Origin of the sequence: Paenibacillus cymbidii, from assembly GCF_004764705.1 — a bacterium.
GTDB lineage: Bacteria > Bacillota > Bacilli > Paenibacillales > NBRC-103111 > Paenibacillus_AN > Paenibacillus_AN cymbidii.
Genome location: NZ_SHLX01000001.1, coordinates 21,656 through 48,018, shown reverse-complemented (window position 1 = coordinate 48,018; position 26,363 = coordinate 21,656). Strand labels below are relative to the sequence as shown.

Sequence of the window (26,363 nt, the reverse complement as noted above, 5' to 3'; positions counted from 1 at the left end):
TATAATGATCTAGAGGCATTTATGTCATGAAGTATGAAATCGAAAACGCAGGAGATGGACCGAATGAATCCGGGCGAAGAAAAGCGCGCATGGCATTTGTTCAACGAGTTGTCCGAGCATATGACGCTGCGGATCAATTCGTGCCGGTTGGACGGTCACGATGCGAAGTGGAAGGAAACGAAGCAACATCCCGACTACGATATGTGGTTCGTGCAGGAGGGAGAAATTCATCTGGAGTTGGGCGGTGAAACAGGGGTCGCCAGAAGCGGCGATGCGATCCTCTTCTACCCGAATACCCGTTACACGGCATGGACGGGGGCGCAAGGGTGCCGGTTCGTGTACGTTCATTTCGATTTTGCCATCGGCGGCAATCCGCACAGCCTGAACGGCTTCGAGCTGGCCGGCATCATACCGGAAACGGCCATACGCGAGGAGACGGCGTTGTTCCTCCGTGCATTCGCTTGTTGCGAACGGCAGGAGCCGCTCTCCGGCATCAAGCTCAAAGGCTGCCTGACCCTCGTACTCGCGGCCGTAATCGAACGCGGCGCGCGTGCGGCGGAAGCGCCCGGCACCGCCGAAACGGATTCCGGAGCTTCCCGCCACATGAAGGCGATGCAGCCGCTGTTCGCTTACATTCACGACAACCTGCACCGCCCGATCGCCATTCGCGAGTTGGCCGAGATGGCCGGCATGTCGGAAAAATATTTGATTCGCGTGTTCAAAACGACGGTCGGCATTACGCCGGGCCACTACATGCAGCAAGTCAGGATGAACCGCGCGCGGGAATACGTCCACCGGCGAACGTACACGGTCAAACAAATCGCCGAGCTGCTCGGTTATCCCGATCCGTACACGTTCTCCAAAGCGTTCAAAAAATATTACCGCACGCCGCCGTCCCGGTTCGATTAGGGCGTGTCTGAATTACTCCGAGGGGAACAGATTGTGCCGGTTTTCAGACACGCCCTAAGAACCGCCCGGCGGGGCCGCCGCGCCGTTGTTGCGCTCCAATTCTTCCTGCGGGGCGTTGCGGTCCTCGCTCGTTTCCTCCGGCACCGTCTCCGACATGCCCGGCACTTCGCGCGGCTTGTATTCGATCCGGTCGGACGAATAAATCGAAATCGTGATTGCGCCGTTGCCTGCATACGTGCGAAGCAGGATCGGCTGGTGATACGGATTGCGGAAGCTGAAATCGGGGCCGCCCCAGCTGACTGTAGCATCGCGGCCGGCGAGCACGTAATGCACATGGCGGCTGTGGGAGTAGCGCTGTACGATTTGCAGTCCGGCGCGGTCGGTGGCGTTGAACAGCGTCGACGACACCTGGCAAATGCCGCCGCCGATGCCTTCGGCGAGCTCGCCGCGAACGATGATCGGCGCGCGTTTGTACCCCTTGCCTTCCGTGCGCATGCCGACGGTTTCGTTAAACGAAAACAGCTCGCCGGGGAACACGACAACGTTGTCGAGCGCCTTCGCGGCAAGCGCGATATTGTGCGCGCGCGGCTTGTTGCCCGCGTTGAAATACGTGACGTAGTAACCGATCGGCTTCTCGCGAATATCGGCCAACAGCTCGCTGTCCACGCGCGGATAGTCGTTCAGCACAGGCGCCGCAAACGCCATCGGGCCGCTGCCGTACAAATAGTCGTACACCCGGTCGACGAATTGGCTGCGGTTTAGTTTGCTGCCGACGACTTCGGGCACGATTTGGCCGGCGGTGCCGATCGTGGCGTTTTTCGGCTTGACGTAAACGGTTTGCTCCACCTTGCGCAGCAGCTGCTGCAGCCGGCTTCCGTCGAGAAACGGAGCGACCGGCAGCAGGAACGGCTGCCGCTGCACGCTGGCGATCGGTTTTCCTTGATGACTGATCGTAAGCGACTGATTGCCCCCGTCAGGTGCGGGAGGTGGATGAGGTACGGAAGGTGCGGCAGGTGCGGCAAGCAGCAGCAAGCCGGCTAGAACGATCCGAAGCAACGGGCGCCGGACTCCTTTCGGTTCAAGATATTTTCATACGTTTCCCCGAACCGGCCCCGCTTATGAAAGATTACTGCCGGAACTAACGGCAGCGCACGACAAGATCGATCGGATAACGGCCCGCATTGCGGCCGTACAACGTTAAACCGCCTTCGTTTGCACGCAGCTCCAATCGGAAGGCACGGGCGTCGTTCAGCTTCGCCGCGATTCGCCCCGGAACGCTTGCCCGGCACAAATACCCGTAGGAGCCGGCTTCCTCGAGCGCCGTCGTCTCCTGCTGGTAATGCCAGCTCAGCACCCCGCGGCTGTCGGCGGGATCGTCCGGCAGCACAATCGAGGCGACCGTTTCGCCGTCAATCCGCACCTCGACGCGCGATTCGTGTTTCTCGTCGTCCGTCATGAAGTACGTGTTGGGGTTGTACTCCACCTCGGCCGACGCTCCGTGCATGAAATCGATGCCTGCATCGCGTTGTTTCTCCCCTTCGACGTTGCGGGCAAGCAGCCGTTTGGCTCCCGCTTCGAAAACAATTTCGACATCGCCAAGCAGGTCGATTTGATCCCGTCCGGGGAGCGTCACATCATAAACGAAGGAGCCGCTGCCGCCGCCGTTCGTTTTGTTGCCCTGCAGCGCTTCCCATTGATAAGCGAACGAATGCCCGGCGTAGCTTGCGACCGGTACGGCAAGATCGGCGGGCTCGCTTGAGCCGCGCACGTCGAACGTCGCAAAGTTGCGCATCGCCACGCCGCCCGCTTCGTCGACCAGACGAACGGCCAACACGGCGACGGCGTCTTCCCGCGGCATCGTCACGCGCAGCGGCTCCAGCGGCGAAACGCCGTAGCCTTCCCACTGCACCGTCATTTTGCCGCCGTCCGCAACCGTACATACGCCGAAGCGGTCATACCGCAGCTCCCACTCGACGCTCATCCGCCGGCCGTGATACCGCGGCGAGAAGCTGGAGCGAAACAGCGGCACGTCGAGCACATCGCCGCCGGCCACGGTCCGGCAAGGAGGCGCATCGAATCCGACGAAGTCGGCGGCATGCAAATCGGCGATCGTCATGCCGGGAACAAAAGCTTCGTACCCGAACTGTTTGTCCGAGCCATCCAGCCGGTAGTAGCCGTTAAACTCGTTCGTCACGTCGCGGAACTCGGTGAACACGAAGCCGCATAGCTTGTCGTGCCGGCGAAACTCGTTCAACATGTAGCGATAATGCCAGGCGAGATCGCTGTCGCCGGCCCCACCCTTGATCCCCCAAACATTGCCGCATTCGCTGTTGAGCAGCGGCGCGTCCGTTTGTTCGTTGCCGCCGATATAATTGTGCGTCGAGCCCGGGAACGTTTGCGCCGTTACATCCTCCACATGGTCGCGCAGCTTTTCGTAGCCGTTGATGTAGAAGTGCCACGTATTGAGATCCGTCTCCACATGGTCGCGGTTGCAGGGCGAATTGTCTTCGACGAGCCGCGTCGGATCGAACGCTTTGGCCCGGCGGTACATCGCCCGCACCCATTCCTGTGTTTCCGGCAAATAAGCGTTGCCCGGCTTGGCGCCGTCGCCGGTGAGCGACGTTGCCTGCTCGTTCGTCTTCAGCCCCCACGTTTCGTTGAACATGACCCAACTTAAGATCGACGGGTGATTGATATCGCGTGCGATCACTTCAAACGCTTCGCTTTCGTAGGAAGCGCGCGCCCGTTCGTCCGGTTCGCCCCAGAAGCAAGGCATATCTTCCATGACCAGCAGTCCGAGCTTGTCCGCCCAATACAGCTTGCGCGGCTCCTCCGGCTTGATGTGGATACGAACGAAGTTGAGGCCGAGCCGTTTCATCAAATAAATTTCCGCTTTCATTTCTTCATCCGACGGATACGTAAAATAGCCGGTCTTGTGATACGACTGGTCAAGCGTGCCGTTCAAATAAACCGGTTCGCCGTTCAGCGTGATCCACCGGTAGGAACGATCGCCAAAGCGGGACGAACCGATTTCGCGAATGCCGAAATACGTGGCGATCGTGTCGGTGCCCTGCTCGCCCGCGAGCCGCACTTCGCCTTCGTACAAATAAGGCGAATCCGGGCTCCACAGCTTCGGTTCGGCGACGGTAAACGTTGCTGTCACTTCGTTGTCGCCGGCGGCGAGCTTCACCGCCGCACGGTGCGACACGGCGCCGTCCGCGAAGTCGAAGACCAGCTCGGCCGTTTGTTCGGCCGCGGCGAAGACGTTCGCGACTGCATCGATGCGGCCGTCGATTGCGGTAACGAAGCGCGCCTGACGCACATACGTCTGCGGCCGCGCTTCCAACCACACCGGCTGCCAGATGCCGCGGATTTCGCCGTAGCCTTGTTTGCCGCGCGCCTGCTCGTTGCGGTCAAAATCTTCCGCACGCACGACGATCGTATTGACGCCGTCCGTCCGCCATACATGCGTCGCGTCCAGCTCGAAGCAGCCGTAGCCGCCGCGGTGAGAACCGATCGCTTCGCCGTTGACCCACACGTCGCATGCGTAGTCGACGGCGCCGAAGCGGAGAAAGACGTGCGAGCCGGCAACCGCCGGGCTCCACTGCACCTGCCGGCGATACCAGGCGATGCCGCTTTCATTGCGGCCAATGCCGGAGAGCGGGCTCGCCCACGAGAACGGCACCGTAATCGTTTCGTCGAACGCGGCGCCGGCATCCGTCGCCCAGCCGCCGGTTCGTCCGAGGTCGTCCGCATCGAAGCGGAACGACCAGCTGCCGTTCAGGCTGAGCCAATCGTGGCGCTGCCAATCCGGGCGCGGGTATTCGGGCCGCGGCGCGGGGGCGGATACAAGCGAGCTGACATGCGGAATCGATGCTGACATGAGAAGGACACAACCTTTCGTAATCGGATTGCCCTCAGTGTAGCACCATCATATTATTTTCGCAATATACATTATGAATTTACAATGTAATGAAATCCGTGTACACTTATTACCAAAGATCCTGTCAGCGAAAAAGGAACGATAGCCGTGACTGAACCGAAACAAGAAATGATTCGTTACCCCGCCTCCCGCATCATCGACGTCGCCAAGGCGCTGTCCGGCGACGTGCGCCTGCGCATCCTTGAGGCGCTCGGCGACAAGCCGATGAGCGTCGGCCAGCTTTCCGACGCGCTTGGCGTTGCCCAGCCGACGGTCTCCATCAATGTGCAGATGCTCGAGCAAGCCGAGCTTATCGTCTCCACGCAAGGCGCGAACCGGGAGAAAATATGCGCCGTCACCTGCCGCTCCATCCAGCTCGAATTGCCAGCGAAGCCCGGCGACGGGCTGCACAGGACGGAATCGATCCGGATGCCGATCGGCATGTTTTCGGATTGCCGGATTGCTCCGCCCTGCGGCATGGCGGGGCGCGACGGCGCCCTGCTCGGTTCGGCCGACGACCCGCGCGTTTTCTACATGCCGGAGCGGACGGAGGCATCGCTGCTCTGGTTTTCCGGCGCCGGCTACGTCGAATATTTGTTCGCCAATCCGCTGCCGCCGGGCGTTGGCCTGGACGAGCTTGTTGTCACCGCCGAGCTCTGTTCGGAAGCTTCCGCGTTTCAAATGGATTGGCCGTCGGATATTGCGTTGCTCGTCAACGGCTTGCCGGTCGGCACCTGGACGAGCCCCGGCGATTACGGCGACCGCAAAGGCAAATTGACGCCCGAACGCTGGAAAAGCGGCACCGAATACGGCAGCTTGACCGAGTGGCGGATCACCGGCGACGGCAGCTGCGTGAACGGCCGGCCCGCCGCTGCCGTTACGGTAGCCGATCTGGACCTCGCGTTCAACCGTCCAATACGCGTGCGCTTCGAGGTGCTGCCGGATGCGGCCAACGCGCGCGGGCTCAACCTGTTCGGCGCCGCCTTCGGCGACCACGCGCAGGACATCGTGCTGTCGTTCGTGCGTTATGCGTAGGCGCTCTTGCGCTTGTGCGAACGCGGCAAATCCCTTCGGCCGCAGCCGAAGGGATTCGTTTGGCGCCTCTTGCTATTTTTTGCTGGCGTAATAGGCGTCTAGCTGCTTCTGCGCTTCGGCGACGACTTTGTCGGAGCCTGCGTTTTTCAGCTTCTCCTGGAATTGCGGCAGCACCTTGGCGACGTCCACCGCGCCGGTTTCCAGACCCGGCTTGAATTCGTCGATGACGGATGCGATGTTGGCGATTTCCGACGCTACCGGATCCGGATTGAATTTGAAATCGATGATCGGCGATTTTTCGCTTTCGTTGTTCAGCTTCTCCGTCGTTTTCCACGTATCCGGGTCCTGGCCTTCAAGCAAATAACCGCGGAACACGTTGCCAAAAATCCAGCCGGTATTCGGGTTGTAGCCGCCGTCGGGAATGATGCGCACCATGTTGTCGCCGATTTTCGTATAGTGCTTGTTTTCGACGCCGAAGGCGAGCAGGTTGAACAAGTCCTTGTCGGTATGCAGCAGCTCGATGAACATGAGCGCGCGCTCCGGGTTTTTCGACGTGCGGCTGATCGCGTTGATCGTCGCCGTAATCGCCGCCGGCACCACGTGCGGCTTGACCAGCTGCTTCTTCACGACGTCGATGCCGCTGTTGGCGCGTTTGATTTCCTGCTCCTTGCCTTCCTTGAGCACGTTCGTGACCATAACCGCTTCCTTGCCCAGCTTGCGGATGTCGACGGCGCTTTTCAGCGTCGGCGCGTCCTGGTTGATGTACCCTTTTTGATAATAACCCTGGAGAATTTCCATCGTTTTTTTGTACTGCGGCGTGGAATAGACGCTCAGCACTTTTTTCGGATCGGCGTAGTCGATGACGAGGCCGGAAGCGCGATGGATTTCCTCCAGGTTGTTCGACGTGACGAGGTAGGACCAGAAGCCGGTGCGGTCCATCGGCAGCGGCACGAGATCGGGCTCGCCGGACTTGATTTTGGCCAAAATCGGTTCGAGGTCCTCCAGCTTGTTGATGCTGTTCAGATCGATCGCATACTTGTCGACCAGTCGCTTCTGGATGAAGATGCCGTCGTTCAAATACGAATACTGAATGTTCGGCACGCCGTACAGCTTGCCGTTCACCTTGGTGCCGTTGTACGCGTAATCGGGCAGCGCGCTCTTCAGCTTCGGCGTCGTTTTGGCGATCATGTCGTCAAGCGCAAGGAAGGCGCCCTTCGTCACGTTCTGCAAATAGTCGAAATTCCAGTTGGACGTCCAGGCGATGTCGAACGCCTCGCCGGAAGCAACGACGGTGTTCATTTTTTGCGTGTAATCGCCGATCGCGACCGGGCTCAGCTTGACGGTGGCGTTGATTTTTTGCTTCGTAATTTTGTTCACTTCATCCTGGACCGATTTCAAATCTTTCGGGATTTCGTTCTGCGGGTAGTACCAGACTAGCTCCACTTCCTTCAGCTGCGACGGATCGTTTGCCGCCGGACTGGCGGACGAGCCCGTCGACGAATTGCCGCCGCCGCTGCTGCAAGCCGCCAGCACCAGACTGGCTCCCGCCGCCAGCATCAACCCTGTTCCCCATTTGCGCCCCGCTTTGTTCATTGATTCCATTCCTCCCTGACGTTTTTTATGAAACGGAGCGGCTCGCGGTGCGTCCATCGCACGGAACCGCTTCCGGTACAACCCATGCCGTCGACTCAGCTTTTGACCGAACCGACCGTAAGCCCGGAGACGAAATATTTCTGAAAGGACGGGAACACGAACATCATCGGTCCCGCCGCTAGCACCGCCATCGCCATCCGCGCCGACAAGTTCGGGAACGAGGACAAGTCGATGTCGACGCCCGCCACCCCGATGTTATTGGTCAAAAACTCGATCGTATTCATGATCCGGTACAGCAGCAGCTGCAGCGGGACCAGACCGGGGCTGTCAACGAACAGCAGGCCGAGCCACCAGTCGTTCCAATAGGCAAAAGCGATGAACAACCCGACCGTTGCCAGTGCCGGCAGCGCCAGCGGCAGTACGATCGAAGCGAAAATTCGCATTTCGCGCGCCCCGTCGATTTTGGCCGATTCGTACAGTTCGCCCGGCAGCTTGTCGAGAAAGCCTTTCATAATCAGGATGTAGAACGGATTGAGCAAATAGGGGACAATCAACGCCCACAGCGTGTCCTTCAGGTGCAAATACTGCGTCACAAGAATGTAGAACGGCACCAGGCCGCCGTTGAACAGCATCGTGAACAGCACGTATATGGTAGTGATGCGGCGATACCGATAGTCCTTGCGCGAGATGACATAAGCGCCAAGTGCGGTCATCAGCAATCCCGCCGCCGTCCCGAGCAGCGTCACGGCAATTGTGATCGCATACGCGTTCAGCAATTGGCCCGGACTTTGCAGGATGAGCCGGTAGGCTTTCAGATCGAACGTTTCCGGAATGAGCCGGTAGCCGTGTTGCAGCAACAGCTTCTCGTCCGAAACGGAAATCGACACGACCAGCACCAGCGGCACAACGATCGCCAAACACAACGCGATAAAAAACAGGTGCAGCGCCAGATGGGAAACGTCCCATCGTTTTCCGCGTTCCGCCGCGGCGATGACGGTATTCATGCGACTCCCTTCTCCTTTCTCACCACAATGAGTTGTCGGCGTTGATTCGTTTGATCGCCGCATTCGCCGCCACGACGAGCACGAAGCCGACGACCGACTGATACAGACCAACCGCGGACGACATGCCCAAATCGCCGACGACCCGCAGCGAACGGTACACATACGTATCGATGACGTCGGTTGTCGGGTACAGGAAGCTGACGTCGTTCGGCACGAAGTAGAACAAGCCGAAATCGGCGCGGAACACGTTGCCGACCGCCACGACGAACAAAATGACGATGAGCGGCGTCAGCAGCGGAATCGTGATGTTGCGGATCGTTTGCCATTTGGAAGCGCCGTCGATGCGCGCCGCCTCGTAATAGCTCGGATCGATGCCGATGATGCCGGCAAAATAAATCAGCGTGGAGAAGCCGACCGTTTTCCACAGCTGCACGAGCACAATGATGAACGGCCATACGCGCGGGCTTCTGTACCAGTCCATTTCCTTCATGTCGAAAGAAGCAAGCAGTTGGTTGAGGAAACCGTGCTCGCGGTCCAGCAGCGCCAGGGTCACGTAGCTGACGACGACCCAGGACAGGAAGTAGGGCAGGAACAGCGCCGTCTGGTACACCTTGAGCCATCTGCGCGCCAGCTCGTTCATCAGGATCGCCAGTCCGACCGCAATCGTCGTTGTCAGTACGATAAAACTCATGTTGTACAAAATCGTGTTGCGGGTGACGCGAAACGCATTGTTCGACGCGAAGAAGAAGCGGAAGTTGGCGAAGCCGATCCAGTCGCTGCCCCAGATGCCTTTGGCGTAATTGAATTTCTTGAAGGCGATGACGAGCCCGAGCAAAGGCAAGTAAGAAAAAATAAATTTGAATCCCAGCATCGGCAGCGAAAGCACGAACAGTTCCCGGTTCCGGCGGAACCGCTTCCACTCCTCCATCAGTTTGCCCATATGCCCCTCCCGGCTGCGTTTGTAACCACAGTATAGGGAGCGGACCGGCTGTTTCCTACTGTGCAAATCGGCTTTCACTATGGAAACGGGACTGTAGTTTTCGTCCTACTGTGCGATTGTGCACAGAAAAACCGCCAAACAGGCAGGGATTCGGCGAAATCGGCTCCCGCTGCGCGCGGGGGTTGGGATTCCGATCGCTTCTTTTTTTCCGGATTCTTCGAACGATCAGGCCAAGGGGGAATCCGGAAAACAAAGGCGAACGCTGTCGCTTCTCCATCCCAACCCCCGCTCTCCCCCTCGCCCCGTTTTAAACATCGCCAAGCAGACACCTTGCACCAAACGCGGCATTCTCCCCTCCGCCAACTAAACAAATTTGCTTTCGTGCCGCTCCGATCAAGCGTCCCAAAAAATAGGCCATGTTTTATGGCCTATTTCGCTAAAAACGGGCTGCCTCTCCGAAATAGCCAGTGAAATCACTGGCTATTTCTTTGAAATGGTCGATTTTCGGGCTCCAGGGTTGAGATAGCCAGTGTTTTCACTGGCTATTTCCGACGAGGGAGGCGAAATGGAGCAAATAAGCCATTTTTCATTGGCTATTTGATTCCCCGCCCCGACATGATGCCGCGGCCGTAATAAGAAGCTTCCTTCACACAAGTAGCGGAGCGGAAAGGTTGCTTTGGAGAAGCGTTAGCGTTCGCCTTTGTTTTCGGATGGTTACCTTGGCCTCGTGGATTCCGACCATCCGAAAACAAGAAGCGATCGGAGGAGCAACCCTTCCGCGCAGCGGCCAGAGTGTGAAACGTTGCTTTCCTGTCCCGCGGCCAAAATCAAAAAAAGACCGGCGCCCTATGGACGACCAGTCTTTCCGTTTGCCTGCTTTTACGGCAGCAGGTATAACCCTTTCTTGCGGTACTCGTTCGGCGTTACGCCGGTTTTGCGCTTGAACAGCTTAAAGAAATGGCTTTCGTTCGAGTAGCCGACCTTGCGCATGATTTCCGCTACACTGTACGATTCGTTCTGCAGCAAAACAATCGCATGCTTCATCCGGACTTCGTGAATGTAATCGATCAGCGACACCTGCTCGATTTTTTTGAACAGCCGGCCGACATAGGCCGGGGTCATGCGCATGCTCTCGGCGATAAAAGCAAGGCCCATCTCCGGCTCAATATAGTGCGCTTCCACAATTTCCTTCATCGTGTCGACAAGCACATCCTGCCGGACTGCCTTGTCGCTCGTCCGCTGCCCGGCGATGCCGCCAAACATTCGCATGAGCTGGCGGAACACGTCGTCGAGCGTTTCCTGCTCGAACACCATCTGAAACGCTTTCATATCGATCGCGGCCCGTCCCGCGTCGGGGGTCAGCCGATTGATGTCGTGCACCGTTTGATTGGCGACGACGATGACGTGCAGAATGGCGTTGACCGCCGAATCGTAATCGTGTTTGGCCAATTGCTCGAATATGGCGCTCAGCTTCGCCTCGATCGCCGGCAAGTCGCCGGCGCGAATATGCTCCGCCAGCCTGCGCTCCGCATCGGCGGGAAGCGGCACCCGCTCCGCCGATTCTTGCCGCAGGCGGGCGATGTCGGCGGGCGCGATAATCGCTCGTTTGCCAAGCAGGAGCCGATAGAGCGCGCTTTCTTCCGTTCGGGCATAAACGGCCGACGTTTGCCGAAGATCGCCGTACGTTTCGCTAATCACCGCAGTCAACGAAATGTGATAGTAAGACGCCATCACCTGCTGCAGTTCCTCCATCATGCCGGCGACCGTCGGCATCCAGTCGGCGCCTTCCGGCAAACGCACGATGGCGGCGCAATGATCGCCGCGCATGTCGACCGCTTGCCCGGCGAACGACCGGCCGACGATCTCGTTGCACACGTTCGTCACGGCGAACCGGATGAGCTGCTGCTCCGCTTGCTTGCGCATCGTACAGAACGAACGGTAATCGTCGAACTTGAGCACGATGACGCCGTAACGCGCGCCGGCTTCGCCAAGCTCCGCCGAACCGGTTGCAGGTCCGAACAGTTGCTCCGCTTCCGCCGCCTCGACAGCTTCGCTGTCGGCAAAAAACTGACGCAGCTTGTAATGGTGCACGATCGACCGGTTCACCCGCTGCTTCTCGCGGAACTCGTCCAGCGCAAGCAGCGTCTTCCGGTACACATTCGACATGAACAGAAACTCGTCCTTGACCGGTCCCGGCGGCTCGCCCCGCCCTTCCGGACGGATGGCGTCGAGCAGGCTGTGCACCGGCCGATACAGGCGGACGGCGAACCAGATCGACACGGCGATGGAACAGGCGGCGAACAACCCGAGCATCAGGATAAAAAAACGTTTGATCGTATCGATGGCGCCAAATACCGTCGCGTAAGGCTGGATGTTGATGACGCTGAAGCCGTTCGTCTGCGAGCGGCTGAACGTCACAATCGACTTCACGCCATCGAGCGTTGCCAAGTAATAATCGGTTCCCGCGCCGTGATCGCGGATGCGCGCCGCAATCGCCGAACGGATCGTTTCGCCCGGCAGCCCCTGCTCGCCCGACGTAAAGAACTGGCCGTTCGCATTCATGATATAAAACTGCGTTTGGTCGTTGCCGCCGAGCGTGTTGATCGTACGTACGTTGTCGAACAGCCATTCCGGCCGGATGTTCAGCATCAACAAGCTTTCGCCGGAATGATAAGCGTCCAGCGATTTGTACATGAAGACGGAGAACAAGCGCACAATGCCGCTGTTCGGATCGTAGTCGGTCGGCACCAGCTCCAGCTTGACGACGGGCTCGCCGCTCCGCAGGAAGCGCGCGAGCGCGTTGTTCTCCGCTGCGGCGGCCCAGCTCGGGCCGTTGCCGCAGGAAACCATCGAAGAATCGGCGGTCGAAAAGTAACAGCCGTTGAATCCGTTATAAACAAGCAGCGAATGCAAATAGGAGTTGGAAGCGACGATTTTGTCCATCGTTTCGAGTTTGCCGGTAAGCTCGAACGTCTCCAGCTCGCGCGCGTTCATCAACGTCGTGATGTTGCGGTCGGCAAAGGACGAAATGGCAAGGTTGATGACCATTTGACCGAGATTGTCGATGTTGTAATCGACCTGGCCGAGCACGTTGCGCACCGATTCCTGCTGCAGCTTCATGACCGCGGACTTCGACTTGGCGTACGTGACGCCGAAAAACACGGTCAAAAATGCGACCACCGTCGCCGCAATCGTCAGCAGAATACGCAAAAAGTATTTTTTCGAGCGAATGTCCCCAATCCATTTCATGCGCATCCCCTCCGGCTTGCCCGGCCGATCGTTCGCGTCAACAGGCGAAATGTATGGTGTTTCGCTCTTATGATACCACCGCCTGTCGCCGCCCACAATGATGCAAACGGTCAGGCTTGTAACGATTCGGAAAGTTGTTCGAGCCGCTGCGCCAATTGAGTAACCTCGCCCGTTGCTTCGACCATCTGCCGCGTTGCCTCGGCTTGTTCGATGCTTCGGCGGGCGCTGTCCTCGGACGCTTGGGCGACGCGGGCGATTTTGCCGCCGATTTGTTCGGTGAGCAGCGATATTTTCTCCGCGTTCTCCTTCGACTGCTTGGACAAGTGACGTATTTCTTCGGCAATGACCTGGAAGCCCCGCCCGAATTCTCCGCTTCGGGCTGCTTCGATTCCGGCATTGAGCCCGAGGATGTGAGTTTGCCGGGCGACCTGCTGCAGGAATCCGAGCGTGGATACGATCTGCTCCGACAGCTGCTTCACGTCCTTGACCTCTTCGGCAAGCCGTTTTTCGTTCATCTCGATTTCTGCCGCCGACGCGGCGATATTTTCGATCCCCCGGTGAATGCCGGAGGCGTTGTTGCCGAGATGCGCCGAAACGTCCTGAAGATCGTTGCCGATGCGCTCGGTAAGCTCCTGATTATGATTCCGAATCCGCTGCGACAATGATTTCATGATCCGCATCGCCAATGCGCTATCCTCCGAGACAAGATTCCGGAAGGAAGCTTCGTCAAGCACAACAAGCTTGCTGTTCGCTGCCGCTACCGCCGTGCCGCTGCGCGGCAAACCTTCGAGCAACGACATTTCGCCGAAGAAGTCGCCCGGCGCGAACCTGGCAACCGGAATGCGGGCTCCTCCCGATTGGATATAAATGTCCACCGCCCCTTCTGTCAGCACGTACATGTGCCGGCCCGTTTCGCCTTCGCGGAAAATCGTTTCCCCCTGACGAAAGCTTGCCGCTTCGCCGTTCATCCGTTCCAGCCCTTGTTCCACCATGATAAGCTTGTTCTCCTTTACCCGCTGTTTGCGTCAAAATACCTTGTCATCGGAATATTCGTTGCGAATCCGCACCATGGCGTCGAGGTTGGCCAGGAAAATGTCGACCAGCACGGGATCAAAATGCTTCCCCCGCTCTTCCCGGAACAAGGAGATGATATCCGGCAACTCCCACGCCTTCTTGTACACCCGCTCGCTGCAGAGTGCGTCAAACACGTCGGCGATCGCCGTAATCCGGCCGAAAATGTGGATTTCCTCCCCTTTCAGCCCGTTCGGATAGCCGCTGCCGTCGTACCGTTCGTGGTGCTGATGGGCAATGGTCGCCGCGGCGTTCAGCAGCTTGATCTGCGAATGCTTCAGCATGCTGTGGCCGATCGCGGCATGCGACTTCATGATCCCGAACTCTTCGTCGCTCAGCTTGCCCGGCTTGTTCAAGATACTGTCCGGAATTCCCACCTTGCCGACGTCGTGCATCGGGGAAGCGAGCCGGAGCGTTTCCGTTTCCTCCTCGGACAATCCGTACGACAGCGCGAGCAGCCGGGAATATTCGGCCACCCGCTTGACATGGTAGCCGGTTTCCTTCGACCGCGTCTCCGTTATTTCCCCCATCGTAAAAATGATTTCTTTCTGCGTATTTTCAATCTCTTGGTTGAGGTAAATGTTCTCGAAAGCGATCGTGACGTTGGTGCAGTAAATTTCGATCAGGTAGCGGTCCCACTCGCTTAGCGACTGAAAGCCGTTGAGATAAATCACGTTTTCGATGCCGGTTTTGCTTTGCACATAAATGACGAGCCGGTCATTGAAGAAATGGCTCGTTTTCTCCGTAAACGAGCGTTCGATATCGCCGGCAATCGTATCGTCGACCACATCGCGCAGCTTGTGGCTTTCCGGCACGACAAAGTCGCCGCTCGCCGCAAGAATGAAAATGTCGGACCCGTCCTTGGTCACGGCCAGCGAGCAGTGCAGCGCATTTTTGTGCAGGTGCACGATCGAAGTAAGCTGCGTCAGCACGCCGGAGGCAAATTTTTTCATCGATTGAAGCTCGAAGATCGTCGAAGACGCCTGGATAATTTCCTCCAGCCCGTTTTTGTTGCTTTCGATCACTTTGATGTCGCGGTACGAGCGCAGCGCGGCAACGATCGTCGTGAACAGCTTCTGGCTCGTCAGTTCGGTCTTCTCTTTGTAATCGTTGATATCATATTCCATGATGACCAGCTTCTCCGGCGCCTGGCCCGGCTGCCCGGTGCGCAAAATGATCCGGATCGCGTGGTTGCGAAGCTGTTCGCGTATGTATTTGACCAACTTGAGCCCGGAATCGTCCTCTTCCATGACGACATCCAGCAAAATAACCGCCGTGTCGCGGTGCTCTTCGAGCATCCGTTCCGCTTCGCGCGCCGACGACGCGCCAAGGAACAGCAGCTTCTTGCCGTCGAATTCAAAATCGCTCAGCACGAGCCTCGTGACATGATGCACTTCCGGTTCGTCGTCGGCAATAATAATTTTCCAGTAATCCGTCGCCACCGCTGGCGCGGAGCCCGACTCCTCAGCCTCGTCTTCCAAAAACCACTCTTCCTCGTCCTGCGCTTTCTCGGACAGTATGTCGTCACGCATCGCCCATCCCTCCTCTTTCATTATCGAACGCAGCGCCTTATGCCTTGCGGGCCAATGCGCTCGCACCGCCGGTTTTCGCCACGGAAAATTCGATGGTCACCGTAGTGCCGACTCCGCGTTCGCTTTCGCAGTGAATCGTCCCGCCAAGCGTCTGGGTTGCCAAATTGTATACGATGTGCATGCCAAGCCCCGTTCCGCCGCCGCCGCGATTCGTCGTGAAGAACGGATCGAACATTTTGCTCGCGACGTCGGGCTCCATCCCTTTGCCGTCGTCCGAATAACGAAATGTCAGCTTGTCACCGGACCGGGCGACGGCGATGCGAATCGTCCCTTCGTCGTCCGGTTCGTAGGCGTGGGTGAGCGAATTCATCAGCAAATTCGTCACGATTTGCGAAATGGCGCCGGGGAAGCTCGTAATCTCGATCGATTCGTCACAGTCGACGACGACCTGTTGATGCGTTTTTTTCAGGCGCGGGTGAAGGCTGAGCAGCACTTCTTCCAGGTACTCTTTCACCCGAAACGTACGTCTGGCCTCGCTCGACTGATCGACGGACACCTGCTTGAAGCTGCGCACCAGATCGGAGGCCCGCTGCAAATTCGTCCGAATGATCGCGATCGAATCGCCGATCGTCCGCAGATACGTCTCCACATCTGAGCGTTTCACCTTGTTCTCGCGGAACGAAACCGCGAACTCGTTCGTCTTCTGATCGAGGAACGAAACGGCCGTCACGCCGATGCCGACCGGCGTATTGATTTCATGCGAGATGCCGGCGACCAGGCTTCCGAGCGCAACCATCTTCTCCGATTGCACCAGCTGTTTCTGCGCGTTTTGCAGCTCCTCGTAACGGCTCTCGAGCTTGTGCACCATATCGCGAAAGGCATCGGACAACTCGTTGATTTCGCGGCTGGCGCTGTTCAGCGATAACTGAACATGGCGCTCCCCGTGTTGAACGGCGATTGCCGACTTGCGCAAGATAAGCAGCGGCGAAATCAGCAGCCTCTGGATGACCAGCGACAAGGAGCCGATCGCCACCAGAATGACGAAGCAAGCGACAATAAAAAGCAAACGCCCGCGTTTATTCACGATCGTTTCCTCATGCGACGAGTCCAGGAATACTTCAACGGCGCCAATCGCCGTGCTGCCTTCGAACATCGGCGCCAGCAGCCGCACTTGCGGATTGCCGTTATCGCCTTTGATATGGGAGACGATGTTTTGGCGCCGCTCCAGCAACTCGGCCATATCCGGCGTCGGCGGTTTCGCGCCGATTGCGGCGCTGTCGGTCGAAGCGAGCACGGCGCCGCCCTTGCCGATCAGCGTCAGCTTGACGAGTTTCTCATTCTTGCGGCGGAGGTAATCAAACAGTTGCTGCACGTCTTCGGCCGAATGCGCCTCTTCATAGCGGCCGTTTATCGCCGTGGCGATGCCGTCCAACTGGGACACGTACGTTTCTTCGACCGTCTTGCGCATCGTGTAGAAGTCGAAGCCGACGAAACTGAAAGCCAGCACAATAATGACCAGCGTGAAAATGAGGACAATTTTTTGCCGCATGGATACATTGCGTCGCAGTTCCTCCATCTCCTTCTATGAACGTCTGCATCGACAGAACTATGTTCATAGTAGCATGCTTTGACAAAATGCCACAATAAGCCAACCGCAAAAAATGACGCCATGTCGCCAGCCTTATCGCCATGTCATCTTCAGCGTTCGCAAGTAGTCGAACAACGCGTTGCGGTAAGCTTCCGCATCCAGGCCAAACGATCGAATCAGGACCCCGACTTGCTCATCGGTTTGGGTACGATAAGGAGCAAACCAACGCCCATCATTCCGATGCCAGAATAACCGCGAAATCGAGGATTGATAAGTTTTCGCCATTTCGTTATTGTTACCTAACAGGATCAGCCTGCGAAACAGATCGTACTCAAACGTGAGAAGCTCGCTTGTGTCGGGCACGGAAGCGTCGCGAACCGTTTGGAAAGCTTCCGTCAACTCGCGCGACAGATCGCGCAATTCACCCGGTCTGGTTGCAAACGCCACACTGACCGAAAACAAAGCCATCGCAGCGATCTGATCGAGCAAATCTCCGACCCGCTGCGACGAAGAGTCCAGAACTAGGACGCCATGTTTCGACACGATTCGAAGGTAGCCCTCCCATTCCAGCTGCTGAAGCGCCGCCCTTACGGGGGTGCGGCTCATGTCAAGCTTTTGGCTAAGTCGGACTTCGGAGGTTGCTCCGCCTTTCGTAAGCTCTCCGCTTTCGATCATGGCAAGGATTTGTTCGTATGCTTGTTGACGCAAGGACGGATGACCCAAGCTTCTCTTCCTTCCTGCCGGAATCGTTTTTCTTTTATCGTAAATCAAGAAACCGAAGAAAGGAAGCAAACGAGCCATGTCAATGAACGGCACCACATTGCGGGATGCGGCTTTTCACCGAATCAAAACGAGCATCGTCCAGGGCGAATGGCAAGGAGGGACATTTCTTTCGGAGAAATGGCTAGGCGAGCAGCTGCAAATGAGCAAAACGCCGATTCGTTCGGCTTTGGACCGACTCGAAATGATGGGGCTGGTCAAACTGGTTCCGAATCAGGGATTCGTTGTGCAAGAGATCTCCTTGAAACGAATTTTGGACATTTACGAGCTGAGGCTGGCGCTTGAAACGTTTGCGGTCAGGCAGCTTACCGGCAAGATGGACGAGTCGTTTTTCTCGATTCTCGACGGTAACCTTGCCAAACAAGACGACGCGGCGGCAAGCGGGGACATCGTCCGTTATGTACAGCTGGACCGGCAATTCCACGAAGCGATCGTTGCGGGAATGGCCAACGAGGAATACGCCGAGGCCATGTCGCGAATGCAGGACAAATTTTTGATCGCTGTGCGAACGACGTTCTACAAGAACAAGGAACGCTTGTGGGGCAGCCTGGGCGAACACAGGCAGATTCGGAACGCGCTTGCGGGCGACGATCCGACGGATAGCGAACGATTGATGCGCAATCATATCGAGTTCGTCAAACAAGTCATGCTCTGATGTATACAAGTGTGACATCTTGAGTATCTAATCTTCCCGTGTTACGTTTAACTCATCCTGACGAGGAGGTTGGCAGCATGCGAATTACAGACGTTCGTACATATATAGTCGGAAATCCATGGAAAAACTGGCTGTTCGTACAGGTCGATACAGACGAAGGGATTAGCGGCCTGGGGGAAGGAACGTTAAACGGGCTGGCCAAAACCGTCGAAGCGGCCGTTCACGAGTTGAAGCATCTTGTGCTCGGGATGGACCCGTTCGACGTGGAGACGATCGCGCTCAAACTGATTCGCGACGTTTATTCGGACGGCGGCCAGGTCCAGGGCTCCGCGCTGGCCGCGATCGAAACGGCTTGTTGGGATATTATGGGCAAAGCGACGGGTCAGCCGATCTATAAGCTGCTGGGCGGCAGGTGCCACGACAAGCTGCGCTGCTACGCCAACGGCTGGTATCGGGGAGGCGCGGACGACGAAAGCTTCTACACGCAAGCCAAGGAAGTCGTCGCCAAGGGCTATACGGCGCTGAAGTTCGATCCGTTCGGCGCCGCTTGGCGAACCGTGGAAAGAACCGATTTTGCAGAGGCCATCCGGAACATCGCCGCTGTCCGGCAAGCGGTAGGTCCCGATGTCGATATTTTGATCGAAGGCCATAACCGTTTCAGCGTGCATACGGCGCTGCAATTCGCGGACGCCATGGCTCCGTACAGCCCGACCTGGTTCGAAGCGCCGGTTCCGCCCTATCGTGTCTCTTCGGTCGTCGAAGTGGCGAGACGCAGTCCGGTGCCGGTCGCGTGCGGCGAAGATTATTACAACCGAGAGCAATTCGCCGAGTTGCTGAAGCACGATGCCGTTCACATCATCCAGTTGGAGCCGCAGTTCCTCGGGCTTGGCGCATCGAAGCAAATATGCGGGATGGTCCATGCGCACAACGGGGTGACGGCGCCGCACAGCGCGCAAGGCCCGATCTGCTCCATCGTCTGCTCCCATTTGAACATGGCGACCCCGAATTTTTATTTGCACGAAATCTTTGACGATTTCAACCATTCCTGGGCGCAGGACATCTTCTCTCCTCCGTTCAAAGTCGTTGACGGTTTCTTGGAGCCGCCGGAGCGTCCGGGCCTCGGCGTCGAGATCAACCTGGAGGAAGCGGCCAAATACCCTTACCACCCCGGCCACTGGCTGCCTTTATTCAAGCAGGGCTGGGAAAAGCGGGAGCGAGTCGAGTGAGAAGCGGGGGTGCAGCGATGGGTTGGGAGCATAAAACGGTCATCGTGACAGGCGCAGGCGGCGGAATCGGCCGCGCCATCGCGTTGCGCTTCGCGAGCGCGGGCGCATCGGTCGTCCTTGTCGGCCGGACATATGCCAAAGTGCAAGCCGTAACCGACGAAATAGTGGCCGACGGCGGCCGTGCCATTGCCGTGGCAGCGGACGTGTCCGCGGAAGACGATGTTGCGCGAGTGATTCAAGAGACGCTTCGTTCGTTCGGCCGGATTGACGTCATGGTGAACAATGCCGCCGTCTGTCCGCAGGTCAGATTGCACGACATGAGTTTGTCGCAATGGAATCAAGTCATCACCAACAATTTGACATCCGTATTTTTATTTTGCCGGGCCGTCATCCCTTCGATGCTCGCGCAAGGCGGCGGCGCCATTGTCAACGTCAGCTCCGTTCATGCGCTGGCCACGCTGGACGGCTACGCCGCCTATTCCGCTTCCAAAGCGGGGATCGTTGGCCTTACGAGAGCCATCGCCCTTGATTACGCCAAACAAAATATTCGCGCGAACACGGTATTGCCCGGCGCCGTTCAGACTCCGATGCTGGAGAGCAGCGTAAGGAACCTGGATACGCCGCGCGACGAAATTATGAGGCAGTGGGACCAGTCGCAGCCCATCGGGCGTGTCGGGCAACCGGAAGAGATCGCGGCGGTGGTCCTGTTTGCGGCGAGCGCGGATAATTCGTTCATGACGGGAGCCACCCTCGTCGCCGACGGGGGAATGACGGCAGAATTATAGCGGAAACACTCGGTTAGGGCGATCTTATTTTGAAGATCGCTCTTTTTCTTACGAAACAAACACAAGCTGCTTCAGCCAGCAACCAGCCTGATTGTTGGCTTATGATACTTGATTCCCCTTCAGAGCAACCCTTCCGCTCCGCTATTGGTGTGAAACACAATGGGTAACCAGAATAGCCAACAAAAAATGGCAAAACATGGCTTATTTGCTCCGCGCAGGCCCGACTTCCTTCTCACGATCATCCAATATATCGAGGTTTTTGTAAATTTTCGACTTTTCGATTTTCAGCTGCACTTTTTCCGCGACATCGTCGGCTTCCGTGCCGATCGGGTCGTGCAGCGGCACGTCTTTGCGCGATTTTTTCAGGGAGCGAAGGTGCATGAGAATTTCGTTCTCGATGCAACGCGCGGCAAAGGTGGCCAGCTTCGTGCCTTTGTCCGGGCTGAACGACTCGATCGCCTACGACCCATTCCCTCTCATCGCTGCGAATACCTATAGCACAAACAGGGGGAAGATCAATGGAACGTGAACGATTTCCACAGCAAACAAAAAAAAGCGGCTCTTTGAAACGGCCTTTTTGGAAGAAAGGCCGCTTTTGGGTTGGACTAAGTATGATTACTTTGTCGCTCGGAGCAGCGGCGGTGATATCGCTAGATACCTATATCCGAAGCCTGGATGTCTCAAAGCTCAGCCAACCGCTTCCGATGCCTACCATGATATTGGACCGTTACGGCAGCCCGGCCTCGCAGCTCTCTTCATCGAAAATCGACCCAGTACCGCTATCTCAAATGCCGAAAAGTCTGACCGATGCGGTAATTGCAGTAGAGGACCGAAGGTTCTACGACCATTCCGGCGTCGATATTCAAGCCATTTTTCGTGCAGTGGTGAAAAATACGGTGATGGGAAGCTACTCCGAAGGAGCCAGCACCATAACCCAGCAGCTGGCGAAAAACATGTTTCTCCATGCGGATAAAACGATCGGCCGCAAGCTGCAAGAAGCCGCCTATGCGCTGAAGATCGATAGGACCTACAGCAAGAACGATATATTGGAAACCTATCTAAACAGCATTTACTTCGGCGAAGGAAGCTGGGGTGTGCAAGGGGCGACCAAAACGTATTTCGGCAAAAACGTACAGAATTTAACGCTCCCGGAATCGGCATTGATTGCGGCGCTGCCAAAAGCCCCGAGCAAGTATTCGCCGATGAAAAATGAAGAGCAGGCTTTGGAGCGGCGCAACACGGTACTTGCGTTGATGAAGGATCAGGGAAAAATTACGGAGCAGGATTATGAAAACGCGAAGGCAGCGCCGCTCGGAGTGATCCAAAAACCTCAGACAGACGATTTGAAGGGCCGCTATCCCGCATATGTGGACACCGTTATCCAAGAGGCGGTCGATCTCTATGGGTTTACTGAAGAGCAGTTGCTGACCGGAGGGCTAAAGATTACAACGGCCCTTGATCCGAAGGTGCAAAATGCAGTAACGGACGTCTATCAAGACGATAGTTTGTTTCCCAAAAGCATGGATGGACAGCTCATTCAAAGCGGCGCCGTAGTGCTGGATCAACAAAACGGAGGAATTCGCGCGGTTGCCGGCGGGCGCGGAAACACGGTGTTTCGCGGGTTTAGCCATGCCACTCAAATGCGGCGTCAGCCCGGTTCGAGCTTTAAGCCGATTATCGTATACGGTCCTGCACTCGAAAAAGGTTATACCCCGGCAACCATGCTCTATGACGGCAATCTGAATATCGCCGGTTATCAGCCGGAGGACTGGGATCACCAATCCAGGGGTCAAGTATCGATGGTTGAAGCCATCGTTCGTTCATGGAACATACCACCCGTATGGCTGCTGAACCAGATCGGCATCAATGCCGGCTTGCAGTTTGCCTCCAAGCTCGGCATTGATCTGCCGAAGGCGGATCGCCAGCTGGCTATAGCGCTCGGCGGCCTGTCAGAGGGGGTGTCGCCATTGCAGATGGCTCAAGCATTCAGTGCTTTTGCCGCACAAGGGAACCTGCATAAAGCCCATACGATCGAAAAGATCGAAACGGCCGATGGACATTTGCTGATCAATGCGCAGCCTACGGCACAAAGAGTGATGCAGCCAACCACGGCTGCTAATATGACCTATATGCTGCAGGACGCTGTTGCCCGTGGGACCGGTAAGAATGCGGCGATGAACCGACCGGTCGCTGGCAAATCCGGCACGACCCAGCTGCCGGACACGAAGGAATTTGCCGGGTTGGACGCAAATGCCGCAAAGGACGCATGGTTCGTCGGCTATACGCCGGAGCTTACGGCGGCAATTTGGGTCGGATACGACCATACGGATCGTGATCATTATTTGCTGACTTCTGGTGGGGCTGTCCCTGCTGAGCTGTTTCGTCAAATCATGAGCCGAGCTTTAGCGGATGTGCCGATCGTGCCGTTCCCATCGTCCGCGGTGCAATTCATACAGCAGCAGCCCCCCGCATCCGGTCCAGCCATAGGTCCCCCAGCACCTCCAAAAGCTGCCGATAAAGCCGATGAGAAAAAGAGCAAGGGCAAAGGGAATAAGAAATAACCGCCTTAATGCCCCCCTGAAAATGAGGAATCACCCACGAAAGATATCAAAGACAGGGCTCTAATAAACTTAAATAGGAGTTAAAAAAATGAAAAAATGGGCAAAATGGGGAATCGTATTATTATGCGCCGTCATTATTGCGTTCGGTGTACGTTCGATCGCGGGAGAATCCCAGGCAAACGAAGCTTCGCCGACCGTAACCGGAACGGTCAAAACGATTGATTCCGCGCATGATCAATTAACGGTGACGACCGATGACGGTAGCGACAAAACGATACCGATCTCGAAAACGGTATGGGTTTTCCTTAATGACCATAAAGCACAAATAAGCGATATCGGTGCAGGCGTAAAGGTCGAATTGATTTTAAACGCGAAGAACCAGGCTGCCTATATCAAAGCGGTTACGTTGGACAATCAGAGCAGCGGCGCGGAGCCAACGGTTTCGCCGAGCCCAAGTTCGAACCCGAACCCGAGCCCGACTCCAAACCCAAACGTATCGGCAACCCCATCGACGATGGTGCCGACAGTGGCGGACGCGCCATGGACCGAGCTGCATATCAAGATTGAAGGCAAAGACTTCAACATGGATATTCACGACAAAGGCGACCAAAACAACGGCACGTCGATGATCAAAATGACGCCGAAAGGCCGCGACGGTTTCTTGCTCAAGGGCGATGCCGCAGAGCATTGGATCCGTACGCTGCTGTCCGGTATCGACCTCAAAGCGCCGAATGCGCAACAGCAAGTTTCGACTGCGTTTGCTAACTGGTTCGAGTTAAATGGCATTTCACTGAACGTCAAGATCGAAGTTGAAGCAAAAGAAGCGAAAGCGGACCGCCACGATGACGACGAACAAGGTGAAGATGACGGCGGCAAACCGGGCAAGAAAGACCAGAATAAGCAAGATAAAGGCTCCCAATCCCGCGGTAAAGCGGATGAGAAGGGACATGCCAAGCCGGAAGCAAAAGGTCATGGCGGCATAAACGATTGAGGAGAGCATCTCATCTCAACCGTTCCTGTCAGTGAAGGATAGATGAATGGCGTTTTTCAGCGCTGTGCCACGAACGTTCTCCCGGACCTAAATAGATATCGGAAACGCGGATCTTATTTGCCTTAAAATAACTGTGTGCCTCGACAATATCTTGCAGAAGCGCTTGCTGGAGAAAGCGGTCCAATACGGTCGGGATGCCGAGCAGCCGCACGCCGCCGCCGGGTTTGGGGATTTCCACCCGTTTGACTGGCACCGGTCTGTACGTTCCCGCGAGAAGTTCGGCTTTCACCGTCTCCCAGTGTGTCTTCAGGTACGTTTGTAGCTCGGCTACCGTTTACGATGTCCACGCCGGGCACTCCTCCGTTTTGTAACACTCGCTTGTAGGCGAGTCGAAGGTTTCTCCTTCGAGCATCCGCTCCAGCAGCTCGTTCTGGTCTTTTCGAGAGGAGGGGGCGACTTGTGCCGACATAGAACTCGGCGCTCCGGCATACCCTGGCGGCTTCACCGCTTCTCTTTGCCGTGAGCTCTCTGACGAGATTTTCTGCTGTCTCTGCTCTTCGCGCGAACGCATCGTTTTCCTCAACGACAATAATGGCTCCTGGTCCTCGGGAAGACGAATCCGTTATATAAGCATAACCTGCTTTACCAACACGAAAATCAAATTGGACATCATTCAGATGAGTGGTTGGCAGGACAACATTTTCCGTAAATTCGATTGGCTTACCAATTTAGCGTCTAAACTAGGATAAGGCTGTAATGTACCGCGAACGATTTAAGCCACCGTAAATTTAACATCGTCTCCCCATCTTGGAAGCAAATAAAAATGCGCCCAGTTTCAGAAACAGTAACGCCTGTAGGCATGGCTCCGTAAAATTAAAAAAACGCCTCAAATTTACCGAAATACTTTGTTCAATCTTCTTCGCGAATAGTCTTTCGCACTAAAAAATTCGTGTAAATCGATGATTTTATTATCTCTCATTCGTCTATTAGTTAAAAGGAATAAGTTCATTCGGTGACGATTCAGTTCGACACGGTCATACTATTGGAGGGCGATATAAATGGCTAAGCTGATCTACGCTGCTAACGTATCTTTGGACGGGTACATGGAGGACGAGCACGGTAATATCGATTGGGGGATCTCCGATGACGAGACGTATGCGTTCTGGACTGACCTCCAGCGGCCGATTGGCACCTATTTATACGGTCGCAGAATGTACGGGATGATGGTGTACTGGGAAACGGCGGGCGCCAGCGGCGATCAACCGGAGATAAGGCAGGAATTCGGGCAGATTTGGCGAGCAGCCGAGAAGATCGTTTATTCCCGGACGCTTCAGGCGATTTCAAGCGCCAGGACTAGGATCGAGAGCGAATTCGATCCTGATGCGATCCGGAGACTGAAGGAGTCCTCGGGAGCCGACATTACGATTGGCGGTCCCGAGCTTGCCGGGCAGGCGATGAGGGTTGGTCTGATCGACGAGTGTCATTTGCTTCTTAATCCGATCGTCTTGGGTGGAGGTAAGCGAGCATTGCCGGACAACCTCCGCATGCGGCTCGAACTGCTCGGTGAGCGCCGCTTCCGAAGTGGCGTTGTTCACCTCCACTACCGCGTATTCTGAACGCGACGCAACCAACCAAGGAGACGCAGGAATAGCGCCCTCGCAGTCACGTCGCTGCAATCGGCGCATGCGCCGTGACTGCGAAGGTGTTAGAAAATGCATTATTATTAAGGCCACCGAGAAGGTGGCCCTAATACAGGCGATCGGACGACCGTAATGGTTTTGGCGTCAGGCCCTGCCTTTTTTCGTGTATACAGCCTGATGTTTTTTCTGGTTCCGAAAAAAGTGTTCCAAATACGAGAACAATTTCTCAAACGACAGGATGCAGACCCAATAGACGAGAGCGACAATGACATACATCTCCAGATAGCGATATGTGGCGCCTGCTTCCAGTTTGGCGACTGCCATGATGTCCACGATCTTGATCGTAAACGCCAGCGACGTTTGTTTGAATAAGGAAATGAATAAATTCGCGAAATTCGGAATCGCGCTGACGAGTGCCTGCGGAATGAAAATGCGCATCATTGCCTGCGGCAGCGTCATGCCGATCGAATAAGCGGCTTCCATCTGGCCGTAATCCACAGCATGCAGCGCTGAGTACCACACCTCAGCTTGGTAAGCCGACGTATACAGCGAAAATATAAGCAGTGCGACCAGCGTTTTGTTAAATTCAGACGGTAGCAAGTCGATACCGAACAGCTCATTGACGTAAGTAAACAATTCCGGCAAGCCGAAATAGACCACATACATTTGCACGAGCAGCGGCACACCGCGAAAAATGGAAATATAGGCAGTGGCCATTTGCGCCAATACAGGCACCCGATAAGAACGGACCATGGCGAGCAGATAACCGAACACAAATCCGGCCGCCGCCGACACCAATACCAGCAACAGTGTTCGCGGGAGAGCCTCCAGGATGGCGGGCAGTTTGCTCAACATATAGTCCCAATCCAGCAACATGCGGCT

19 protein-coding genes and 3 pseudogenes are annotated in these 26,363 nt (G+C 56.4%); 8 read left to right on the top strand and 14 right to left on the bottom strand.

All coding sequences use genetic code 11. From position 1 onward, the window contains the following. Nucleotides 1-63: 63 nt before the first annotated feature. A complete protein-coding gene (locus EXY20_RS00210; RefSeq protein WP_135546409.1) occupies nucleotides 64-909 on the top strand; it encodes a helix-turn-helix transcriptional regulator in 846 nt (281 codons plus the stop codon). 54 nt (nucleotides 910-963) lie between these two features. On the opposite strand, the gene EXY20_RS00205 is transcribed toward EXY20_RS00210, so the two are convergent. Together EXY20_RS00205 and EXY20_RS00200 are read right to left on the bottom strand one after the other, a co-directional pair. Next, a complete protein-coding gene (locus EXY20_RS00205; RefSeq protein WP_135546407.1) occupies nucleotides 964-1,965 on the bottom strand; it encodes a VanW family protein in 1,002 nt (333 codons plus the stop codon). An 82-nt stretch (nucleotides 1,966-2,047) separates the two neighbouring features. Beyond that, on the bottom strand, nucleotides 2,048-4,792 hold the full coding sequence (locus tag EXY20_RS00200) for a glycoside hydrolase family 2 protein (protein WP_135546405.1): 2,745 nt from the start codon (nucleotides 4,790-4,792) through the stop codon (nucleotides 2,048-2,050). Nucleotides 4,793-4,939: 147 nt separating this feature from the next. Between EXY20_RS00200 and EXY20_RS00195 the strand changes: the two genes are divergently transcribed. Beyond that, nucleotides 4,940-5,866, top strand: coding sequence for an ArsR/SmtB family transcription factor (locus EXY20_RS00195; protein WP_235885291.1), 927 nt, complete (start codon nucleotides 4,940-4,942; stop codon nucleotides 5,864-5,866). 72 nt (nucleotides 5,867-5,938) lie between these two features. Here the strand turns inward: EXY20_RS00195 and EXY20_RS00190 are convergent, their stop codons facing one another. The 8 genes from EXY20_RS00190 to EXY20_RS00155 form a co-directional block, all read right to left on the bottom strand. Continuing rightward, nucleotides 5,939-7,459: an ABC transporter substrate-binding protein gene (locus EXY20_RS00190; protein WP_135546403.1), complete on the bottom strand. Its 1,521-nt coding sequence runs from the start codon at nucleotides 7,457-7,459 to the stop codon at nucleotides 5,939-5,941. A 95-nt stretch (nucleotides 7,460-7,554) separates the two neighbouring features. Further along, the gene (locus EXY20_RS00185) at nucleotides 7,555-8,463 is read right to left on the bottom strand and encodes a carbohydrate ABC transporter permease (RefSeq protein ID WP_135546401.1); all 909 of its coding nucleotides are present in this window, start codon (nucleotides 8,461-8,463) and stop codon (nucleotides 7,555-7,557) included. 19 nt (nucleotides 8,464-8,482) lie between these two features. Then, nucleotides 8,483-9,403, bottom strand: coding sequence for an ABC transporter permease (locus EXY20_RS00180; protein WP_135546399.1), 921 nt, complete (start codon nucleotides 9,401-9,403; stop codon nucleotides 8,483-8,485). Between the two features lie 879 nt (nucleotides 9,404-10,282). Continuing rightward, nucleotides 10,283-12,652, bottom strand: coding sequence for a helix-turn-helix domain-containing protein (locus tag EXY20_RS00175; RefSeq protein WP_167858902.1), 2,370 nt, complete (start codon nucleotides 12,650-12,652; stop codon nucleotides 10,283-10,285). 110 nt (nucleotides 12,653-12,762) lie between these two features. Then, the gene (locus EXY20_RS00170) at nucleotides 12,763-13,644 is read right to left on the bottom strand and encodes a cyclic nucleotide-binding domain-containing protein (RefSeq protein WP_135546395.1); all 882 of its coding nucleotides are present in this window, start codon (nucleotides 13,642-13,644) and stop codon (nucleotides 12,763-12,765) included. 33 nt (nucleotides 13,645-13,677) lie between these two features. Next, nucleotides 13,678-15,255, bottom strand: coding sequence for a DUF3369 domain-containing protein (locus EXY20_RS00165; RefSeq protein ID WP_135546393.1), 1,578 nt, complete (start codon nucleotides 15,253-15,255; stop codon nucleotides 13,678-13,680). A gap of 37 nt (nucleotides 15,256-15,292) precedes the next feature. Continuing rightward, entirely contained in the window at nucleotides 15,293-16,831 is a 1,539-nt protein-coding gene (locus EXY20_RS00160; RefSeq protein WP_135546391.1) for a HAMP domain-containing sensor histidine kinase, read from the bottom strand. A 105-nt stretch (nucleotides 16,832-16,936) separates the two neighbouring features. Beyond that, nucleotides 16,937-17,644, bottom strand: coding sequence for a GntR family transcriptional regulator (locus EXY20_RS00155; protein ID WP_135546389.1), 708 nt, complete (start codon nucleotides 17,642-17,644; stop codon nucleotides 16,937-16,939). A gap of 4 nt (nucleotides 17,645-17,648) precedes the next feature. Between EXY20_RS00155 and EXY20_RS00150 the strand changes: the two genes are divergently transcribed. The 3 genes from EXY20_RS00150 to EXY20_RS00140 all read left to right on the top strand — a co-directional run bounded on the left by EXY20_RS00150 (nucleotide 17,649) and on the right by EXY20_RS00140 (nucleotide 20,289). Next, complete coding sequence (locus EXY20_RS00150) at nucleotides 17,649-18,278, top strand: GntR family transcriptional regulator (protein ID WP_167858901.1); 630 nt, start codon at nucleotides 17,649-17,651, stop codon at nucleotides 18,276-18,278. A 77-nt stretch (nucleotides 18,279-18,355) separates the two neighbouring features. Then, nucleotides 18,356-19,504, top strand: a complete 1,149-nt coding sequence (locus EXY20_RS00145; protein ID WP_135546385.1) for a mandelate racemase/muconate lactonizing enzyme family protein — start codon at nucleotides 18,356-18,358, stop codon at nucleotides 19,502-19,504. Between the two features lie 17 nt (nucleotides 19,505-19,521). After that, on the top strand, nucleotides 19,522-20,289 hold the full coding sequence (locus tag EXY20_RS00140) for an SDR family NAD(P)-dependent oxidoreductase (protein ID WP_135546383.1): 768 nt from the start codon (nucleotides 19,522-19,524) through the stop codon (nucleotides 20,287-20,289). A gap of 222 nt (nucleotides 20,290-20,511) precedes the next feature. On the opposite strand, the pseudogene EXY20_RS00135 reads toward EXY20_RS00140, so the two are convergent. Then, nucleotides 20,512-20,748 (bottom strand): annotated as a pseudogene (locus EXY20_RS00135) (sigma factor); the annotation flags it as partial. Nucleotides 20,749-20,807: 59 nt separating this feature from the next. Between EXY20_RS00135 and EXY20_RS00130 the strand changes: the two are divergent. Both EXY20_RS00130 and EXY20_RS00125 read left to right on the top strand, forming a co-directional pair. After that, on the top strand, nucleotides 20,808-22,850 hold the full coding sequence (locus EXY20_RS00130) for a transglycosylase domain-containing protein (protein ID WP_135546381.1): 2,043 nt from the start codon (nucleotides 20,808-20,810) through the stop codon (nucleotides 22,848-22,850). An 88-nt stretch (nucleotides 22,851-22,938) separates the two neighbouring features. Beyond that, nucleotides 22,939-23,841, top strand: coding sequence for a hypothetical protein (locus EXY20_RS00125; protein WP_135546379.1), 903 nt, complete (start codon nucleotides 22,939-22,941; stop codon nucleotides 23,839-23,841). 151 nt (nucleotides 23,842-23,992) lie between these two features. Here EXY20_RS00125 and EXY20_RS00120 read toward each other — a convergent pair. Together EXY20_RS00120 and EXY20_RS00115 are read right to left on the bottom strand one after the other, a co-directional pair. After that, a pseudogene (locus EXY20_RS00120) lies at nucleotides 23,993-24,412 on the bottom strand (group II intron reverse transcriptase/maturase); the annotation flags it as partial. Then, a pseudogene (locus EXY20_RS00115) lies at nucleotides 24,399-24,747 on the bottom strand (L-dopachrome tautomerase-related protein); the annotation flags it as partial. The pseudogenes EXY20_RS00115 and EXY20_RS00120, both read right to left, overlap by 14 nt. A 152-nt stretch (nucleotides 24,748-24,899) precedes the next feature. Between EXY20_RS00115 and EXY20_RS00110 the strand changes: the two are divergent. Next, nucleotides 24,900-25,457, top strand: a complete 558-nt coding sequence (locus tag EXY20_RS00110) for a dihydrofolate reductase family protein (RefSeq protein WP_135546377.1) — start codon at nucleotides 24,900-24,902, stop codon at nucleotides 25,455-25,457. A gap of 168 nt (nucleotides 25,458-25,625) precedes the next feature. On the opposite strand, the gene EXY20_RS00105 is transcribed toward EXY20_RS00110, so the two are convergent. Next, nucleotides 25,626-26,357, bottom strand: a complete 732-nt coding sequence (locus EXY20_RS00105) for an amino acid ABC transporter permease (RefSeq protein WP_135546375.1) — start codon at nucleotides 26,355-26,357, stop codon at nucleotides 25,626-25,628. Nucleotides 26,358-26,363 lie beyond the last annotated feature (6 nt).

Excerpts from the sequence above, each read along its gene's own strand:
- EXY20_RS00210 (WP_135546409.1), top strand. The coding sequence starts at position 64 with ATGAATCCGGGCGAAGAAAAGCGCGCATGGCATTTGTTCAACGAGTTG.
- EXY20_RS00200 (WP_135546405.1), bottom strand. The coding sequence starts at position 4,792 with ATGTCAGCATCGATTCCGCATGTCAGCTCGCTTGTATCCGCCCCCGCG.
- EXY20_RS00190 (WP_135546403.1), bottom strand. The coding sequence starts at position 7,459 with ATGAACAAAGCGGGGCGCAAATGGGGAACAGGGTTGATGCTGGCGGCG.
- EXY20_RS00185 (WP_135546401.1), bottom strand. The coding sequence starts at position 8,463 with ATGAATACCGTCATCGCCGCGGCGGAACGCGGAAAACGATGGGACGTT.
- EXY20_RS00180 (WP_135546399.1), bottom strand. The coding sequence starts at position 9,403 with ATGGGCAAACTGATGGAGGAGTGGAAGCGGTTCCGCCGGAACCGGGAA.
- EXY20_RS00175 (WP_167858902.1), bottom strand. The coding sequence starts at position 12,652 with ATGAAATGGATTGGGGACATTCGCTCGAAAAAATACTTTTTGCGTATT.
- EXY20_RS00170 (WP_135546395.1), bottom strand. The coding sequence starts at position 13,644 with ATGGTGGAACAAGGGCTGGAACGGATGAACGGCGAAGCGGCAAGCTTT.
- EXY20_RS00165 (WP_135546393.1), bottom strand. The coding sequence starts at position 15,255 with ATGCGTGACGACATACTGTCCGAGAAAGCGCAGGACGAGGAAGAGTGG.
- EXY20_RS00160 (WP_135546391.1), bottom strand. The coding sequence starts at position 16,831 with ATGGAGGAACTGCGACGCAATGTATCCATGCGGCAAAAAATTGTCCTC.
- EXY20_RS00155 (WP_135546389.1), bottom strand. The coding sequence starts at position 17,644 with ATGGCTCGTTTGCTTCCTTTCTTCGGTTTCTTGATTTACGATAAAAGA.
- EXY20_RS00150 (WP_167858901.1), top strand. The coding sequence starts at position 17,649 with ATGAACGGCACCACATTGCGGGATGCGGCTTTTCACCGAATCAAAACG.
- EXY20_RS00145 (WP_135546385.1), top strand. The coding sequence starts at position 18,356 with ATGCGAATTACAGACGTTCGTACATATATAGTCGGAAATCCATGGAAA.
- EXY20_RS00140 (WP_135546383.1), top strand. The coding sequence starts at position 19,522 with ATGGGTTGGGAGCATAAAACGGTCATCGTGACAGGCGCAGGCGGCGGA.
- EXY20_RS00130 (WP_135546381.1), top strand. The coding sequence starts at position 20,808 with ATGGAACGTGAACGATTTCCACAGCAAACAAAAAAAAGCGGCTCTTTG.
- EXY20_RS00125 (WP_135546379.1), top strand. The coding sequence starts at position 22,939 with ATGAAAAAATGGGCAAAATGGGGAATCGTATTATTATGCGCCGTCATT.
- EXY20_RS00110 (WP_135546377.1), top strand. The coding sequence starts at position 24,900 with ATGGCTAAGCTGATCTACGCTGCTAACGTATCTTTGGACGGGTACATG.
- EXY20_RS00105 (WP_135546375.1), bottom strand. The coding sequence starts at position 26,357 with ATGTTGCTGGATTGGGACTATATGTTGAGCAAACTGCCCGCCATCCTG.